The sequence below is a fragment of the Phyllobacterium sp. GQ127 genome (assembly GCF_059758635.1).
Window position 1 is genome coordinate 1 of sequence record NZ_JCAXDZ010000044.1, and the last position, 258, is coordinate 258.

1 protein-coding gene is annotated in these 258 nt (G+C 53.1%); it reads right to left on the minus strand.

The window, feature by feature from the left end; all coding sequences use genetic code 11:
- Window positions 1–23: 23 nt before the first annotated feature.
- The coding region (locus tag AC6CHM_RS25195) for a hypothetical protein (protein WP_498176092.1) at window positions 24–258 on the minus strand (235 nt) is incomplete at its 5' end.

Below are 258 nucleotides of genomic sequence, written 5' to 3' on the forward strand. Positions count from 1 at the left end.
GTTTATCAAATTGCAAAGACACCTCAATGAATGGCAAGCTTTTTGTCGATCAGGTGCTTGACAATGCGAGCCAGCGAGGCCTTGTCTGCTTGCTGTTTGCCAAACACCATGGACTCCAGGTTTTCAATTGCAAACCGCGAATGTCCGTCGACCTGCCGCTGCAACTGCCAGACCAGCACGGCATCGCCAACGTTTGCCGCGCGTTTCATCCGAAGCCCGATCCTATAGGCTCGCCAGCGTAGGGCAATTTTCGCGATT